13 protein-coding genes are annotated in these 12,926 nt (G+C 68.6%); all 13 read left to right on the top strand.

The annotated features are described in order from the left end of the window. Window positions 1-55: 55 nt before the first annotated feature. Window positions 56-1,468, top strand: a complete 1,413-nt coding sequence (locus LI94_RS02475; RefSeq protein ID WP_046300190.1) for an ethanolamine ammonia-lyase subunit EutB — start codon at window positions 56-58, stop codon at window positions 1,466-1,468. Then, complete coding sequence (gene eutC / locus LI94_RS02470; RefSeq protein WP_046300189.1) at window positions 1,465-2,280, top strand: ethanolamine ammonia-lyase subunit EutC; 816 nt, start codon at window positions 1,465-1,467, stop codon at window positions 2,278-2,280. The genes LI94_RS02475 and eutC overlap by 4 nt, the downstream gene beginning before the upstream one ends. A gap of 44 nt (window positions 2,281-2,324) precedes the next feature. Further along, window positions 2,325-3,263 carry a LysR substrate-binding domain-containing protein gene (locus LI94_RS02465; RefSeq protein WP_046300188.1) on the top strand — a complete coding sequence of 313 codons (939 nt, stop codon included), beginning with the start codon at window positions 2,325-2,327 and terminating at the stop codon, window positions 3,261-3,263. Between the two features lie 45 nt (window positions 3,264-3,308). Next, window positions 3,309-4,352, top strand: coding sequence for a heat-inducible transcriptional repressor HrcA (gene hrcA / locus LI94_RS02460; RefSeq protein ID WP_024440686.1), 1,044 nt, complete (start codon window positions 3,309-3,311; stop codon window positions 4,350-4,352). 33 nt (window positions 4,353-4,385) lie between these two features. After that, window positions 4,386-5,543, top strand: coding sequence for a molecular chaperone DnaJ (gene dnaJ / locus LI94_RS02455; RefSeq protein ID WP_046300187.1), 1,158 nt, complete (start codon window positions 4,386-4,388; stop codon window positions 5,541-5,543). Between the two features lie 7 nt (window positions 5,544-5,550). Further along, entirely contained in the window at window positions 5,551-6,300 is a 750-nt protein-coding gene (locus LI94_RS02450) for a 16S rRNA (uracil(1498)-N(3))-methyltransferase (protein ID WP_046300186.1), read from the top strand. A 137-nt stretch (window positions 6,301-6,437) separates the two neighbouring features. Next, on the top strand, window positions 6,438-7,490 hold the full coding sequence (locus LI94_RS02445) for a PhoH family protein (RefSeq protein ID WP_024440683.1): 1,053 nt from the start codon (window positions 6,438-6,440) through the stop codon (window positions 7,488-7,490). After that, complete coding sequence (gene ybeY / locus LI94_RS02440; protein ID WP_024440682.1) at window positions 7,487-8,023, top strand: rRNA maturation RNase YbeY; 537 nt, start codon at window positions 7,487-7,489, stop codon at window positions 8,021-8,023. The genes LI94_RS02445 and ybeY overlap by 4 nt, the downstream gene beginning before the upstream one ends. Beyond that, window positions 8,020-9,318, top strand: coding sequence for a hemolysin family protein (locus LI94_RS02435; RefSeq protein ID WP_024440681.1), 1,299 nt, complete (start codon window positions 8,020-8,022; stop codon window positions 9,316-9,318). The genes ybeY and LI94_RS02435 overlap by 4 nt, the downstream gene beginning before the upstream one ends. Before the next feature lie 90 nt (window positions 9,319-9,408). Next, window positions 9,409-10,317: a GTPase Era gene (era, locus tag LI94_RS02430; RefSeq protein ID WP_046300185.1), complete on the top strand. Its 909-nt coding sequence runs from the start codon at window positions 9,409-9,411 to the stop codon at window positions 10,315-10,317. Window positions 10,318-10,402: 85 nt separating this feature from the next. After that, on the top strand, window positions 10,403-11,077 hold the full coding sequence (locus tag LI94_RS02425; RefSeq protein ID WP_024440679.1) for a DUF5642 family protein: 675 nt from the start codon (window positions 10,403-10,405) through the stop codon (window positions 11,075-11,077). A 3-nt stretch (window positions 11,078-11,080) separates the two neighbouring features. Further along, on the top strand, window positions 11,081-11,947 hold the full coding sequence (locus LI94_RS02420; RefSeq protein WP_024440678.1) for an SDR family oxidoreductase: 867 nt from the start codon (window positions 11,081-11,083) through the stop codon (window positions 11,945-11,947). Beyond that, window positions 11,934-12,926: NAD(P)/FAD-dependent oxidoreductase (locus LI94_RS02415; RefSeq protein WP_046300184.1), on the top strand; the 993-nt coding region annotated here is incomplete at its 3' end. The genes LI94_RS02420 and LI94_RS02415, both read left to right, overlap by 14 nt.

The following is a 12,926-nucleotide window of genomic DNA, read 5'->3' as shown; positions in this document are numbered from 1 at the left end:
GCGTGCCGTCGTCGACGCGATCTGGGGAATCCCGGCACAGCGGAAGGGGCCAGCGGTGACCACCTACACCCAGACGCTGGCCGGCGCCACCTACCAGTTCGACGGGCTGATCGACCTGCTGGCCAAGGCCTCCCCACGCCGATCCGGTGACGAGCTGGCCGGCTGTGCCGCCGTCAGCGACGCCGAACGGGCCGCGGCGCAATGGGCATTGGCCGAGGTCGAGCTGGACACCTTTCTGCGCGATCTTGTCGTGCCCTACGAGACCGACGAGGTCACCCGGCTGATCGTCGATCGCCACGACCGTGCGAGCTATTCCGCGGTGTCGCATCTGACCGTCGGCGGCCTGCGGGACTGGCTGCTGGAGGTGGCCGCGACGCCGACCGCGGCCGATACCCTGCGCCGGGTCGCGCCCGGGCTGACCCCCGAGATGGTGGCCGCGGTCAGCAAGCTGATGCGCAACCAGGACCTGATCGCGGTGGCGAGATCGGTGACGGTCACCAGCGCGTTTCGCACCACGCTGGGTCTGCCGGGCCGCCTGGCGACCCGGCTGCAGCCCAACCATCCGACCGACGACCCTCGCGGCGTCGCCGCAGCCACGCTAGACGGGCTGCTGCACGGCTGCGGCGACGCGGTGATCGGTATCAACCCGGCCACCGACTCACCGCAGGCCACCGCCGATCTGCTGTATCTGCTCGACGACATCCGGCTGCGCTACCAGATCCCGACGCAGTCCTGCGTGCTCTCGCACGTGACCACGACCATCGAGCTGATGGAGCGCGGTGTCCCGGTCGACCTGGTGTTCCAGTCGATCGCCGGTACCGAGCGGGCCAACCGCAGCTTCGGGGTGAGCCTCGATCTGCTACGGACCGCCCACGAGGGCGGGCGTGCACTGCGGCGCGGGACCGTCGGGGACAACGTCATGTACTTCGAAACCGGCCAGGGCTCGGCGCTGAGCGCGCACGCCCACCTTGGCAGCGGACGCCGGCCGGTCGATCAGCAGACCCTCGAAGCCCGGGCCTACGCGGTGGCCCGCGAATTCTCGCCGCTGCTGGTCAACACGGTGGTCGGGTTCATCGGACCCGAATACCTCTACGACGGGAAGCAGATTGTCCGGGCCGGGCTGGAGGACCACTTCTGCGGCAAGCTGCTGGGCCTGCCGATGGGTGTCGACGTCTGCTACACCAATCACGCCGAGGCCGACCAGGACGACGTGGACACCCTGCTCACGCTGCTCGGCGTCGCCGGCTGCAACTTCGTGATCACGGTCCCCGGCGCCGACGACGTGATGCTGGGCTACCAGAGCATGTCCTTTCACGACGCGCTCTATGCGCGCCGGGTGCTGGGCCTGCGTCCAGCTCCCGAGTTCGAGACCTGGCTGCAGGGGATCGGTATCGCCGATGAGTCCGGCCGGGTGCTTCCCAATGCGGTGGAGCGCTCACCGTTGCGTTCGCTGGCGGCGCCGGCATGAGCCTCGTCGCTGAACCGGAGGAGGACATCTGGCAGAGCCTGCGCCGCCACACCCAGGCGCGAATCGGGCTCGGCCGCTCCGGTGACGCGCAGCCGACCCGCAGCGTGCTGGAGTTCCGGGCGGCGCACGCCGTGGCCCGCGACGCAGTGCGTCAACCGTTCGGCGTCGAGCACCTGGCACGGCAGGTGGCCGCGGTGGGACTCGGTGAAGCCGTGGCGGTGACCAGCCGAGCGAGCAGCCGTGAGGAATACCTGCGGCGCCCCGACCTGGGGCGCCTACCGAGCGATCTGAGTGAAATTCCTTGTAGTGCAGCGCAGGTGGGCTTCGTGCTGTGCGACGGGCTGTCTCCGGCGGCGCTGACCGAGCACGGTGTTCCGCTGTTGCGCGCGCTGACCGATGTGGTGGGCGCGCACCGCACCGTCGCCGCACCGGTGATCGCCACCGGAGCCCGGGTGGCGCTCGGCGACCATATCGGCGCGGCGATGGGCGTGCAGACCGTGGTGGTGCTCATCGGTGAGCGGCCGGGATTGTCGGTGGCCAGCAGCCTCGGGCTGTATCTGACGCACCTGCCGAGGCCGGGACGCACCGACGCCGAACGCAACTGCGTGTCCAACGTGCACCCGCCTGACGGTCTCGGCTACTTCGAGGCCGCGCGCGTCATCGATGCCCTGATCACCGGCGCACGGCAACTGGGCCGATCGGGCGTCGACTTGAAGGCGCCGTCGGTGGATGCGCTGCACGGGCCGGGACCGCGTCCATGCGGCGGTCCCAGCTTCGCCTCTCCTTCGTCGAGCCTCGCTGAACCGCCGTAGCGAACCACGCTCGATCCGCGCGTGGTGTCTTAAGATCGACCGCCATAGACATCAACACGCGAAAGCTGCGCCACTTCTTGGTGGCTGCTGAAGAACTGCACTTCAGTAGGGCCGCGGCGCGGGTTTTTCTGGCGCAGCAGGCACTGAGCCGCCAGATCAAGGACCTCGAAGAAGAACTCGGCGTCAAGTTGTTCGAACGCAGCACGCGCAACGTGACGCTGACCCCCGCCGGCGAAGTATTCCTGGAGGGCGCGCGCGGCGTCTTGGCCGCCCTGGACAGCGCCGTCGCCGCAGCGGAACAAGCCGCCCGCGGGGTAGTCGGCACGCTGCGGCTGGGGTACGTACCGGGTGCCGCCCTGGAACTGACCGCACCGATCATCGCCGAGTTCCGGGAACGTCACCCCGACGTCACCATCGAGATGCGGGAATTCCAGGTCAGCGATCCGTCGGCCGGGCTCGCGTCGCGGGCCACCGACGTGGCGTTTCTGCGGCTGCCCCAGAGCACCCCGAACATCAACACCGAGATCCTGGCGGTCGATCCCGTCGTCGCCATGGTGTCGGCCTCGCACCGCCACGCCGGACGCACATCGGTGTCGGTGCGCGACCTTCTCGACGACCCGATCACCCAGTCGTCCAGCGTCGACGAAGTCCACCACGCGTTCTGGAGCCTGGCCTCGGCGCGCACCGATGCGGCCAAGGTCGATGTGGTGCGCGCCGATTCGGTCACGGAGGAAGCGCAGGTGGTCGCCGCCGGGGCGGCCATCGCAGTCACCAGCGCAGCGGCCGCGCATTTCCTGCCGGTGACCGGGGTCCGGTTCCTGCCGATCGAGGACTGGCCCGGATCGGCGATCGCGGTGGGCTGGATCGAACACGAACCGTCCCAGCTCGTCTCCCGCTTCGTCGACGTCGCCCGCTTGGTGCGAGATCGCGAGCCGGGCATCGTGCACGGCATCGAACACCGGCTGCTGGCGGCTTCACCGTAAAATCGAGAGCGGCCGTAGCTGTTCCGAAGTAGGAGGTGAGCATCCATGGGCGTGGCCGATGACCGCCGCTTCGAGGTACTGCGTGCCATCGTCGCCGACTTCGTCGCCACGAAGGAGCCGATCGGCTCCAAAGCGCTGGTCGAACGGCACAACCTAGGGGTCTCTCCGGCCACCGTGCGCAACGACATGGCGGTGCTGGAGGCCGAGGGCTACATCGCCCAGCCGCACACCAGTTCCGGGCGGGTGCCTACCGAGAAGGGCTATCGGGAGTTCGTCGACCGAATCGACGACGTCAAGCCGCTGTCGTCCGCGGAGCGCCGGGCGATCCTGTCGTTCCTGGACTCCGGGGTCGACCTCGACGACGTGCTGCGCCGCGCGGTGCGCACGCTGGCGCAGCTGACCCGCCAGGTGGCGGTCGTGCAATACCCGACGCTGTCGGTGTCCACGGTGCGCCACCTCGAGGTGATCGCGCTGACCCCGGCGCGGCTGTTGCTGGTGGTCATCACCGACTCCGGCCGGGTCGATCAGCGCATCGTCGAGTTGGGTGAGCCCATCGACGACCACCAGCTCAGCCAGCTGCGTGAGATCCTCGGCGCCGCACTGGAGGGCAAGCGGATCTCGGCGGCCTCCACCGCCGTCGCCGAACTCGCCGGGCATCTGGACGGGCGCAGCGGGCTGTCGCCAGGCCTGGCCAACGCGGTGGGGCGCTCGGCGACCGTGCTGCTGGAATCGTTGGTCGAGCACCGCGAGGAACGTCTGCTGCTCGGCGGTACCGCCAACCTGACCCGCAATGCCGCGGACTTCGGCAGCTCGTTGCGGTCGGTGCTAGAAGTGCTCGAAGAGCAGGTTGTGGTGCTGCGGCTGCTCGCCGTGCAGCAGGAAGCCGGTAAAGTCACGGTGCGCATCGGTCACGAGACCGAGGCGCAGGAGATGGCCGGCGCCTCGGTGGTGTCCACTGCCTACGGGTCGCAGGGCACCGTGTACGGGGGCATGGGGGTGCTCGGTCCCACCCGGATGGACTATCCGGGAACGATCGCCAGTGTTGCAGCGGTTGCTATGTACATCGGTGAAGTGCTCGGGGCTCGCTAATCTCCGGTCGGCAGAAGTTGGGAAGGGTCAGGCGTGGCACGCGACTATTACGGCTTGTTGGGCGTCGATAAGGACGCCACCGACACCGAGCTCAAGCGCGCCTATCGCAAGTTGGCGCGCACCTACCACCCCGACGTCAACCCTGACGAGGCGGCGCAGGCCAAGTTCAAGGAGATCAGCGCCGCCTACGAGGTGCTGTCTGACCCGGAGAAACGCCGCATCGTCGACCTCGGCGGCGACCCGCTGGAAAGCGGCGGGGGCGGCAATGGCTTCGGCGGGTTCGGAGGCGGATCCACCGGCTTCGGGGGCCTCGGGGACGTGTTCGAGGCGTTCTTCGGCGGCGGTGCGGCCTCCCGTGGGCCGATCGGACGGGTCCGGCCGGGGTCGGACTCGCTGTTACGCATGCGCCTGGACCTCACCGAGTGCGCCACCGGTGTGACCAAGCGCGTCACCGTGGACACCGCGGTGCTGTGCGATCGCTGCCAGGGCCGCGGCACCAACGGGGACTCGCGACCCATGGCGTGTGACACCTGCCACGGCCGCGGCGAGGTGCAGAGCATGCAGCGCTCGCTGCTGGGCCAGGTCATGACGTCGCGGCCGTGCCCGGTTTGCCGCGGAGTCGGCGAGGTGATCCCGGACCCCTGTCACCAGTGCGGCGGCGACGGGAGGGTGCGCTCGCGCCGGGAGATCAGCGTCAAGATCCCGGCCGGAGTCGGCGACGGCATGCGCGTTCGGCTGGCCGCCCAAGGTGAGGTCGGCCCGGGCGGGGGACCGGCCGGTGACCTCTACGTCGAGGTGCACGAACAGCAACATGACATCTTCGCCCGCGACGGGGATGACCTGCACTGCCACATCTCGGTGCCGATGGTCGACGCGGCTTTGGGCACCACCGTGTCCGTGGATGCCATCCTCGACGGCGCCACCGACATCACCATCCCGGCCGGCACGCAACCCGGGGCGACCATCGTGCTGCGCGGCCAGGGCATGCCGCAGGTGCGCACCGGGGCGCGCGGTGACCTGCACGCCCACATCGAGGTGGTGGTCCCCGAGCGACTCGACAGCCAGGACACCGAGCTGCTGCGCAAGTTCAAACAGCACCGCGAGCGCGAGACCGCCGAGGTCCGCTCGGCGCACCCGCCGAACAGCGGCGGGCTGTTCAATCGACTGCGCGAAACCTTCACCGGGCGCTGAGCCCGCGGTGGCAGGCCTGTTCTACGTCGATGCGCTGCCTGAGGTGGGTGCGCTCGCGGTACTCGGCGGCGACACCGGGTTTCATGCCGCAACGGTGCGCCGGATCCGGCCCGGTGAGCAGCTGACTCTCGGTGACGGTGCCGGGGTGGTGGCGCAATGCCAGGTCGAGGAGGTCGACCGCGGCGGGTTGCGGGCCCGGGTGCTGCAGCGCTGCCAGCTCGAGCCGCCCAGTCCGCCGGTCACCGTGGTGCAGGCGCTGCCCAAGTCCGAACGATCCGAGCTGGCGATCGAGCTGGCCACCGAGGCCGGCGCCGACGCCTTCATTGCGTGGCAGGCTGACCGGTGCGTGGCCCGCTGGGACGGTGCCCGCGCCGATAAGGGCGTGCGGCGCTGGCGGGCGGTCGCCCAGGCGGCCGCCGGGCAATCCCGCCGGGCCCACATTCCGCCCGTTCACGGGGTGCTGACCGGCGCCGAGCTGGTGTCGTGGGTCGGTGAACAGGTGGCGGCCGCCGCGACCGTGCTGGTACTGCACGACGCGGCCCGCGTCGCAGTGGCCGACGCGGTGGGGCCCACCGCGTCGGCACTGGCCGTGGTGGTCGGCCCTGAAGGCGGCATCACCGAGGCGGAGCTGGCGGCGTTGACCGGCGCCGGTGCCGTTGCCGTCCGGCTGGGCCCCACCGTGTTGCGCACCTCGACCGCGGCGGCCGTTGCGCTGGGCGCGCTCGGGGTGCTCACGCCCCGCTGGGAGAGTGCCTAGCCCGGCGGATTCGCCCGCCCGGCAGCACCCCGTCGTGAACGAACCGCTCATCGGTGACGGTAGGCGGTAGACTCAAGCGTCCGACTCGTCGCCGTACCCACGGCACAAACCCCCAGGAAGCAGGCATCGGAAACCCCGTGACGCCCCGCGATACCCCCGCTGCCGGGCCGGCCTCGCAGGTTCGCAGCAGCGTCGATATTCCACCCGACCTGGTCGTGGGCCTGCTGGGTTCTGCAGATGAGAACCTGCGCGCCATTGAACGCCTGCTGAGTGCCGACCTGCATGTGCGCGGCAACGCCGTCACCATCTCCGGAGCGCCGGCCGATGTCGCCCTTGCTGAGCGGGTGCTCTCCGAGCTGGTGGCGATCGTGGCGGGCGGGCAATCGCTGACGCCCGAAACGGTACGGCACAGCGTCGGGATGCTGGTGGGCACCGGCAATGAGTCGCCCGCCGAAGTCCTCAGCCTCGACATCCTGTCGCGGCGTGGCAAGACCATCCGGCCCAAAACGCTCAACCAGAAGCGCTACGTCGACGCCATCGACGCCCACACCATCGTGTTCGGCATCGGCCCGGCCGGTACCGGCAAGACGTATTTGGCGATGGCCAAGGCGGTCAAAGCGCTGCAGACCAAGCAGGTCACCCGCATCATCCTGACCCGTCCGGCGGTGGAAGCCGGTGAGCGGCTGGGGTTTTTGCCCGGCACGCTGAGCGAGAAGATCGACCCGTATCTGCGCCCGCTGTATGACGCGTTGCACGACATGATGGACCCGGAGCTGATTCCCAAGCTGATGAGTTCCGGTGTCATCGAGGTGGCGCCCCTGGCTTATATGCGCGGCCGGACGCTCAATGACGCGTTCATCATTCTCGATGAGGCGCAGAACACCACCGCCGAACAGATGAAGATGTTCCTCACCCGGCTGGGCTTCGGCGCCAAGATCGTGGTCACCGGTGACGTCACCCAGATCGACCTGCCCGGCGGGGCGCGGTCGGGGCTGCGGGCCGCCGTGGACATCCTCGACGACATCGACGACATCTACGTCGCCGAGCTCACCAGCGTCGACGTGGTCCGGCACCGGCTGGTGTCGGAGATCGTCGACGCCTACTCACGCCACGAATCCGAGCAGGACCGGCCGGGGCTGGCCATGAACCGGGCGTCACGGCGCGCCTCGCAAGGCAGGTCACGCCGATGAGCATCGAGGTCTCCAACGAGTCCGGCCTCGACGTCTCCGAAGTCGAGCTGATCAGCGTCGCCAAGTTCGTGCTGGCCAAGATGGACGTCAATCCCGGTGCCGAGCTGTCGATGGTGCTGCTGGACACCGCCGCGATGGCCGACCTGCACATGCGCTGGATGGACCTGCCCGGGCCCACCGACGTCATGAGTTTCCCGATGGACGAATTGGAGCCCGGCGGCCGGCCGGATGCTCCTGACCCCGGTCCGTCGATGCTCGGCGACATCGCACTGTGCCCGGAGTTCGCCGCCGAACAGGCTGCGGCGGCGGGCCATTCGCTGGGCCAGGAACTGGCGCTGCTGACGGTGCACGGCGTGCTGCACCTGCTCGGTTACGACCACGCCGAGCCGGACGAAGAAAAAGAGATGTTCGCGTTGCAGCGCCGCCTGCTCGAGGAATGGGTCGCCGATCAGGTGGAGACCTACCGGGCCGAGACCCAGAGCGAGAAGGACCGCCGGCTGCTGGACAAGACCAGGTACTTCGACGAATCGTGACCGAAACACCGCTGCTACTCGGCGTGATTGCGCTGATCGGTCTGGGCGGGTTGTTCGCCGCGATCGACGCCGCGGTCAGCACCGTCTCGCCGGCGCGGGTCGAGGAGCTGGTGCGGGCGAAACGACCCGGTGCGGGGTGGCTGGTCAAACTGATGGCCGAGCGTCCGCGCTACATCAACCTGGTGGTGTTGTTGCGCATCACCTGCGAGGTCACCGCGACTGCGCTGCTGGTGTATCTGCTCAGCGCCGTGCTCGGCTTGGACTGGGGCCTGTTCGCCGCCGCGGCGGCCATGGTGGTGGTCAGCTTCGTGGTGATCGGGGTGGGGCCGCGGACCCTGGGCCGGCAGAACGCCTATTCGATCGCGCTGGCCGCAGCGCTTCCGCTGCAAGTCCTGTCGGTGCTGCTCGCCCCGATCAGCCGCGTGCTGGTGGTGCTGGGGAACGCGCTGACGCCGGGGCGCGGCTTCCGCAACGGGCCGTTCGCCTCCGAAATCGAGCTGCGGGAAGTGGTCGACATGGCGCAGCAGCGTGGGGTGGTGGCTGCCGACGAACGCCGGATGATCCAGTCGGTATTCGAACTCGCCGACACCCCGGCCCGCGAGGTGATGGTGCCGCGCACCGAGATGGTGTGGATCGAACGTGACAAGTCAGCAGGCCAAGCGACGTCGCTCGCGGTGCGCAGTGGGCATTCCCGCATCCCGGTGATCGGTGAGAACGTCGACGACATCCTCGGTGTGGTCTACCTGAAAGACCTTGTCCAACAAACCTATTACTCGACCAATGGGGGGCGCGACACCACGGTGGCGCAGGTGATGCGGCCGGCGGTCTTCATGCCCGACTCCAAAGCACTCAACGCGTTGCTGGAAGACATGCAGCGCAGCCGGTATCACATGGCCCTGCTGGTCGACGAATACGGCGCGATCGCCGGACTGGTCACCATCGAGGACGTCCTGGAGGAGATCGTCGGCGAGATCGCCGACGAGTACGACCAAGGCGAAGTCGCTCCGGTAGAGGAGCTGGACGGCAACAGATTTCGGGTCTCGGCGCGACTGCCGATCGAAGACGTCGGTGAGCTGTACGGGGTGGAGTTCGACCCCGGTCTCGACGTCGACACGGTCGGTGGGCTGCTCGCGCTGGAGCTGGGCCGCGTTCCGCTGCCCGGCGCCGAGGTAACCTCACACGGCCTGCGTCTGCGGGCCGAGGGCAGCCGCGACAGTCGCGGGCGAGTGCGGATCAGCACGGTTTTGGTCAGCCCGGTCGAGCCCGCCGCTGAGGAGGCCGTAGTTGAGCAGTGACGCACCAGCCGGGCGTGCATCGAACGTGCACGCACCACGACAACTCACCCGAAATCTCGCGCTGAGAACACGTCCGGCGAAAGGCGACTCGTGACTGGATCAGATTCCGGGTTCCATTCCGGCTTCGTATGTTTCGTCGGCCGGCCCAACACCGGCAAGTCGACTCTCACCAACGCCCTGGTGGGTGCGAAGGTGGCGATCACCTCGAACCGTCCCCAGACCACCCGGCACACCATCCGCGGCATCGTGCACCGCGACGACTTCCAGATCGTCCTGGTGGACACGCCCGGCCTGCACCGGCCCCGGACGCTGCTGGGCAAGCGGCTCAACGAGTTGGTCAAAGACACCTATTCCGAGGTCGACGTGATCGGCCTGTGCATCCCCGCCGACGAGGCCATCGGGCCGGGAGACCGCTGGATCATCGAGCAGATCCGGGTCGTCGCACCCAGAACCAAGCTGATTGTGGTGGTCACCAAGATCGACAAGACCACTCGCGACAAGGTCGCCGCACAACTTGTCGCGGTCGGCGAACTGGCGCCGGAAGCCGAGATCGTTCCGGTGTCGGCGGTCAGCGGTGAACAGGTCGACGTGCTGATCGATGTGCTGGCCGCCGCCCTGCCCGTCGGACCGGCCTTCTACCCGGACGGTGAACTGACCGACGAGCCCGAAGAGACCCTGATGGCCGAGTTCATCCGGGAAGCCGCCCTGGAGGGTGTGCGCGACGAACTACCGCATTCGCTGGCAGTGGTGATCGAAGAGGTGCGCCAGCGCGAAGACCGCGAGGATCTGATCGAGGTGTATGCGCTGCTGTACGTAGAGCGCGACAGCCAGAAGGGAATCGTGATCGGCCGCGGCGGCGCACGGCTTCGAGAGGTGGGTACGGCGGCGCGCACCCAGATCGAAAAACTGTTGGGTACCAAGGTGTTTCTCGACCTGCGGGTCAAGGTGGCCAAGAACTGGCAGCGTGACCCCAAGCAGCTGGGGCGGCTGGGCTTCTAGAGCCGGGCCGGCTTGCGGCGTATCGCGCCCGAATCGGGGTGGCCACCGCCCGCAGCCGGGGAATCGGCATTGGTAGATTCCTTGGATGCCCGTACGCAAGTCGTTGCTCATCTCCTCGGTTGGCCTCATCGTGTGTGCGCAAGCACTGGCCGGCTGCGGGGGCAGCCAGAAGCCGGTCGACACCACCAAGCTGTTCAACGTCCAGTCGACGTTCGGCTCGGACTTCAAGACCCAGACCAAGGGCCCTAACGACATCGACCCGAAGATCCTCGGGCCGCAGAAGATGCCCCCCGGCGTGACGTTCGATCCCGCCGACTGCGCCGATTACGCGGCCAACACCGGCCGGCCGCCGAAGGGCATCCGGGGCAAGATGTCGATGGTCTCGATCCTGGGCAACGGTAACCAGTTGGTGGCCATTGCCATGCAGTCCGACCAGGACCTGCCTTACGACGACACGGACGCCGAGAAGTGCAGGCACGTCTCGTTCAATGCCGGCAAGCTCACCGGCTACCTCGACGAGGTGGACGCGCCGCAAATCGACCACGCGAAGACGACCGGTTCGCACTCGGAGATCGAGCTCACCGGCAAGGACGGCCAGCAACAGTCCCGCGAGTCCTACACGTTCACCGCCTACCTGGGCAGCGCGCTGGTGCAGGTCACCGCGAACCCGCAGCCGGTCAAGGGTCAGCCGCCGGCGATGGTCGACGCCGACCGGGCCCGCCAGTTGCTGGTCGACGCGGTGTCGGCACTGCGCGACTGACCCATGGCGACGAAGCAGTCGGTCGGCAACGCCCGGGTGCTGATCACCGGCGGTGCCCGTGGGATCGGGGCGGCCACCGCCAAACTGCTCGCCGCCCGCGGTGCCCGGGTGTGGATCGGTGACGTCGACGAGGACACCTGCCTGCAGACCGCCGCTGAACTCGGCGTCCGCGGCGGCCGGCTCGACGTGACCAGTACGGCGTCCTGGCAGGAACTGCTTGCGCGCATCGAGGCGTCTGACGGCCCACTGGACATCCTGATCAACAACGCCGGGGTCATGCCGCTCGGAGCCTTCGACGCCGAGACCGAGCAGGTCCGGGACCTGACCCTGGACGTCAATGTCCGCGGTGTGCTCAACGGCATGAAGGCGGTGCTGCCCGGCATGGTCCGGCGCGGTCGCGGCCACGTCGTCAACGTGGCCTCGATGGCCGGCATGGTTCCGGTGCCGGGCATGGTCACCTACAACGCGAGCAAATTCGCGGTCCTGGGGGCGTCGCTGTCGGCACGGCGCGAGTACGCCGGCACCGGTGTCGCGGTCTCGGCGGTGCTGCCCTCGGCGGTGCGGACCGAACTCACCTCTGGCGCCCCGCTGGGCGGCGGCATGCCCACAGTCGATCCCGGGGACGTAGCTGCGGCGATCGTCGCGGTACTGCGATCCCGTGCCGCTCGCCGGTCGGTGCCCCGCTGGGTGGCTCCCGCGTGGTCGATGACCGCGTTTGTGCCCGAGCGGCTGCAGAGCTTGGCCCGGCGGCTGGTCGATGATCGGCGTGCGTTGACGTCCATCGACACCGCAGCCCGCAGCGCCTACCTCGAGCGGGTGGACCGGCAGGCCCGCGCGCATCAGGTGAGTCAGCCTCATGACCGAGCGTGAGCCCCGCGTCGTCATCATCGGGGCGGGCGTCGCGGGTATCACCACCGCCCACGTGCTGCGTGAGCAGGGCTTCACCGATATCACCGTGCTGGAGAAGGGCTCCGACGTCGGCGGGGTCTGGTACTGGAACCACTACCCGGGTCTGCGGTGCGACGTGCCGTCGCAGATCTACCAGTTCGGGTTCGCGCCGAAGCCCGATTGGCAACATGCCTGGGCCACCGGCGCCGCGATCCAGCGCTACCACCGCGACGTCGTCGACGAGCTCGGGCTGGCGGAGCTGATCCGGCTCGACACCGAGGTGACCGACGCCCGATGGGATGAGCAGCGGCACTGGACTATCACCACCGCCGCCGGTGAGGAGTTGGTCGCCGACTTCCTGATCTGTGCGACCGGCGTGCTGCATCACCCGTTCGTTCCCGAGATCCCCGGGCTGGCCGACTTCGCCGGCCCGGTGGTGCACACCGCCCGTTGGGACGACGAGCTCGACAGCGACGGAAAGCGAATCGCGGTGATCGGCACCGGTTCCACCGGCGTGCAGGTGGTCTCCGCCCTGCAGCCCGATGCCGCAGCGATCGACCACTATGTGCGTTCGGCGCAATGGATCCTGTGGGCGCCCACGTCGCTTCGGCAACTGCCCGGCGTCGCCGCGGTACTGGCACGCTTTCCGAAGTTGCACCGCACGCTCTACCGGTTGATGGCGTTCGGCGGGTCGCGAGTGCTGACCGACGTCACCACCCGTCCCACCTGGCGGCGCCGGGCGGTGCAGGCCTACGCTCGGGCCTGCCTGCGAATCCAGGTGCGCGACAAAACGTTACGGGCCAAACTCGAACCGGACTATGAGCCGTTGTGCAAACGCCAGGTGGTGTCGGGAAGCTATTACCGGGCCATCCGTGCCCACAACGCCGACCTGATCACCGACGGCATCGCCGAAATCACTCCGCAGGGTATTCGCACCACCGACGGCCTGTCTCTTATACAC

The organism is Mycobacterium sp. UM_Kg27 (assembly GCF_000972905.1).
GTDB lineage: Bacteria > Actinomycetota > Actinomycetes > Mycobacteriales > Mycobacteriaceae > Mycobacterium.
Note: the sequence above shows the minus strand (reverse complement) of the source record. Positions and strands in the feature narration are given on the sequence as shown.

Coding starts and splice junctions, on each gene's coding strand:
- LI94_RS02420 (WP_024440678.1), top strand. CDS start 11,081: ATGGCGACGAAGCAGTCGGTCGGCAACGCCCGGGTGCTGATCACCGGC.
- hrcA (WP_024440686.1), top strand. CDS start 3,309: ATGGGCGTGGCCGATGACCGCCGCTTCGAGGTACTGCGTGCCATCGTC.
- LI94_RS02425 (WP_024440679.1), top strand. CDS start 10,403: ATGCCCGTACGCAAGTCGTTGCTCATCTCCTCGGTTGGCCTCATCGTG.
- ybeY (WP_024440682.1), top strand. CDS start 7,487: ATGAGCATCGAGGTCTCCAACGAGTCCGGCCTCGACGTCTCCGAAGTC.
- eutC (WP_046300189.1), top strand. CDS start 1,465: ATGAGCCTCGTCGCTGAACCGGAGGAGGACATCTGGCAGAGCCTGCGC.